This is a genomic window from Faecalibacterium sp. Marseille-Q4137 (assembly GCF_017377535.1).
Classification (GTDB): domain Bacteria; phylum Bacillota; class Clostridia; order Oscillospirales; family Ruminococcaceae; genus Faecalibacterium; species Faecalibacterium duncaniae.
Window position 1 is genome coordinate 25,012 of record NZ_JAFREK010000036.1, and the last position, 3,690, is coordinate 28,701.

General features: G+C 52.0%; 2 protein-coding genes. Both read right to left on the reverse strand.

Going from position 1 to position 3,690, the window contains the following annotated elements; all coding sequences use genetic code 11:
• Window positions 1–287 precede the first annotated feature (287 nt).
• A complete protein-coding gene (locus J3353_RS12710; RefSeq protein ID WP_207684989.1) occupies window positions 288–695 on the reverse strand; it encodes a hypothetical protein in 408 nt (135 codons plus the stop codon).
• A gap of 110 nt (window positions 696–805) precedes the next feature.
• On the reverse strand, window positions 806–3,163 hold the full coding sequence (locus J3353_RS12715) for a peptidase domain-containing ABC transporter (RefSeq protein WP_207684990.1): 2,358 nt from the start codon (window positions 3,161–3,163) through the stop codon (window positions 806–808).
• Window positions 3,164–3,690 lie beyond the last annotated feature (527 nt).

A 3,690-nucleotide genomic window follows, 5' to 3' on the forward strand; every position in this document is an offset into this window, starting at 1 on the left:
CCCTTCGGGAGAGCTGGCGCAAAGCGCCTGAGAGGGTGAGGATGCTCACGGTAAGCCACTCACACAGCGATAAAGTGTCACTATGTAAAGAGCATTCCTGTAAGGATAAACATAATCTTCTACCACACACAATTGCCTACCGCAACGCGATAAGCAACATAAAAATAAGGTGTGCCAGGAGGCACACGCCTCCTGGCACACCATAACGAGGCATTGTTGTCTGCCCCGCGCTAACAAGTAGGGCGGTGCAGTTTCCTCAACGCTTCATAATTTCAGATCAGATCTGATTAGACCGTGAACTTAACTTCGGTCTCTTTGACGGTGTTCTTGGTGGGAGCCACGCCCAGGTTGTAGACAGCAGCAGCAATGCCCAGAGCGTTCATAGCATAGTCACCAAAGTTGTTCTTCTCGATCGGGTTGCCCTTAACATTGGTGCCGAACAGGTTCTTGCCGATGTTGCCGACTTCCTTCCAGGTGGTGTTGCCGCTGAACAGGACACCGATGGTGCGGTCAATGGTGGACTGCAGGAAGGTGTTGCCAACCAGAGTCACGATGTTGGTGTTGAAGGTCTTAACGTTGTCCAGAGTCCAGATAGGAGCGGTAACAGCGCCGATAGCGTCGATGAAGTTAGCGCCACCGTTGACGTAGGTCATTTCGTTCTCTGCGATAACAGAGTAGTTTGCAGGCATCATCATAATGAATTACTCCCTTCAAATGAATGAAAAAACTTATTTTAGCGATCTTTTTCCGGCTGCGCATCCATCCAAAGATCATTTATGTAACCGAGTGCGCACTCGGCTGCAACTTAGTAGGTCATTGCCTCGCCATCGTCGTCTTCTTCAACGACTGCCGCAGAGGCAACGGGTGCAGGCTCTTCCTTCTTGCGGCGGAAGATGCCCTGCTGCAGGTTCCAGAGCTCGTAATACTTGCCCTGCTTTGCCAGCAGCTCGTCATGGGTGCCGCGCTCCACGATCTGGCCGTGATCCATGACCAGGATCAGATCACAGTCTCGGATGGTGGAAAGGCGGTGTGCCACGATCAGCATCGAACGGTCAGCCAGCTGGTTATAGATCATATCAAAGATGGTATTCTCTGTACCAAAGTCCAAGCTGGAGGTCGATTCATCAAAGATGTAAAGGCTCGAATCCTTCAGGAACGCACGGGCCAGTGCAATGCGCTGCTTCTCACCACCGGACAGGCCGTTGCCGGCTTCCTCCAGATAAGTGTTGTACTGCAGCGGCAGCTTGCGGATGAACTCGTGTGCATCGGCCTTCTTGGCCGCCTCCCGTACCTGATCGAGGGTCGCCTCGGGGCGGGAGATGCGGATATTCTCGAAGATCGTTTTGCTGAACAGCTCAACGTTCTGCGGGACATAAGAAATGCAACGGCGGACGGATGCATTGCTGTACTCGTCCAGATCAACGCCATTCACGCTGATGGTGCCGCTCTCCGGCTCGTAATACTTGAGCAGGAGCTTGGTGATGGTAGACTTGCCGGAACCCGAGGAACCAACCAGCGCCACCTTTTTCCCCTGCGGGATGGTGAAGGAGATGTGGTCCAGTGCCGGGGTGCGGTTGCCATACCGGAAGGTGACATCCTTGAACTCAATGTCGCCCTCCATGCTCTCCATCTCGGTGTACTCTCTGGTATCGTCCTGCTCGGATTCATAATCCATGATCTCCGTCAGGCGCTTCATGGAGATGGAAGCCTCCTGAATGGACATCTGCATACCAATGAGCTCACTCACCGGAGAAGTAAAGTAGCCCGAAAGGGTGCTGAACGCCATGTAGCCGCCCAGCGTCAGCTGGCCATTCAGCACCTGCGTGATGCCCACATAGGTGGTGACCATGTTCAACACGGTCATGATCACGCTGGAGATCAAGCTCTGGCTGGTGCTGATCTTGCTGGAACGCAGGCTGATCTTCAGGCTCTTGATGTATTCACGCTCAAGGGCTTCCAACTCACGCTCTTCGCAGGCGTTGCACTTGATGGTCTCGATGCCGCGCAGGCTCTCGATCATCTGGCTGTTCAGAATGGCCGACTGCACCATCGTCTCTTCATTGATCCGCTTGTAGGGCTGCTTGAAGATGATGACGAGCAACAGGCTCAGAACGGTGGTAAACAGGGTAATGGAGAACAGCGAGGAGTTCATCCGGAACAGGACAAAGCCTGTACCCACGGCCATCACAATGTCCATGACCACGCTCATCGCAATGCTGGTCAGCACCGATTTGATGGTGCCTGCATCGGAATAGCGGGTGGTGATCTCGCCGGTCTTACGGGATGCAAAGAACTTCATCGGCAGTTTATACACATGCTCGAAGTAGCCCAGCATCAACGGGATATCGATTTTAATGGAAAGGAAGATCAGGATCCACTGTCTCACAGTCGAGAGCAGCGTGCTGGTCAGGTTGACCACACTGAACACGACAATGAGCGATATGAGCAGACTTTTCAGCCCATAAGGCAGCACCTCGTCCATGATCGCCTTGTTGAAAACGGTGGACACGATGCCGATCAGTGTCAGGATCACTGAACTGAGAATAGCGTAAGCAAACAGCTTTTTCTGGGGAAGCAGCAGATCCATGTACCGCTTCAACATGTTGTTGCGGGCTGCCTTGGCTTCCTCTTTGCCCTCCACCTTATGCTTGCCGGTGCCACCCTTGAACTCCGCTGTGGGGTTCAGCAGCAGCAGCACGCCGGTGAAGTTTTTATAGAACTCATCCAGACTGATCTTTTTCAGTTCATTTGCAGGGTCGCCGATGACGACGTAATCCTTGCATTTGTACTTTTTGCTTGCATCAGCCTTGCGTTCTTCTTCCTGCACCACATGCTTGCGGCGGGCATCGTCATCCTTGATGGTCGTCTTTTTGAAGATGACCACAAAGTGGGTCAGGCCTTGGTCGGTAATGACCTGCGCAATTGCGGGCAGTGTGAAATCGCTTAAAAAGTTTTCGCGGTCAACACGGACAGCCGCCGTGCTGAAGCCCAGCTCATTGGCTGCTTTCTGCAGGCCAACGAGGTTCGTGCCTTTCATGTCGGTTCCCATCATATCCCGCAGGCGGGTGATGGTGATTTCCTTTTTGTAATGGAGGCACACCATTGCGAGCGAAGCGGCCGCGCAGTCCGTAGAATCGTGCTGCCGCACATAGGTATAACGCATACGATGTTTCCTTTACAAGAGACCGACAACCAAAAGCAAACGATCTCTTTTTCAATGTACTGTGTCTATTTCAAAACTACGGCTTTTATTCTAGCACACCCGGTCTGTTTGCACAAGCCCCAGTTTGCTGTTGTTTTGACCGTAGGTCTGACAAATGAAAAAGGTTTTCTTTTTGCACTCCGGTTTAACAGCGCATAGCCTTCTGCTTTGCCCTGCCCTGCGGAGAACCAGGGCAAAGCAGAAGTCCGCTGCTATCAAAAGAAGGGAGCGCCTACCCTTTGATCTGAGTCAATCACCACAGAACGTTTAAAAACTGTTCCAAGGTTTGGGTGTAGTATACCACAATCTGACAGCATCTTCAAGAGGACATTTTTTAAGAAACCATTAATTTTGAAGATTTTGTGAAAAAAGTCTCAGATTGGTTACAACACCCGGTTAAAAAACAAGCGGCGAAGTTGCCCTCGCCGCTTAATGGCGCCTCTTGCCTGACTCGAACAGGCGACACCCTGATTAACAGTCAGGTGCTC

What these genes read in the sequence shown, in the direction of transcription:
- J3353_RS12710 (WP_207684989.1), bottom strand. Translation starts at nt 695, where the DNA reads ATGATGATGCCTGCAAACTACTCTGTTATCGCAGAGAACGAAATGACC.
- J3353_RS12715 (WP_207684990.1), bottom strand. Translation starts at nt 3,163, where the DNA reads ATGCGTTATACCTATGTGCGGCAGCACGATTCTACGGACTGCGCGGCC.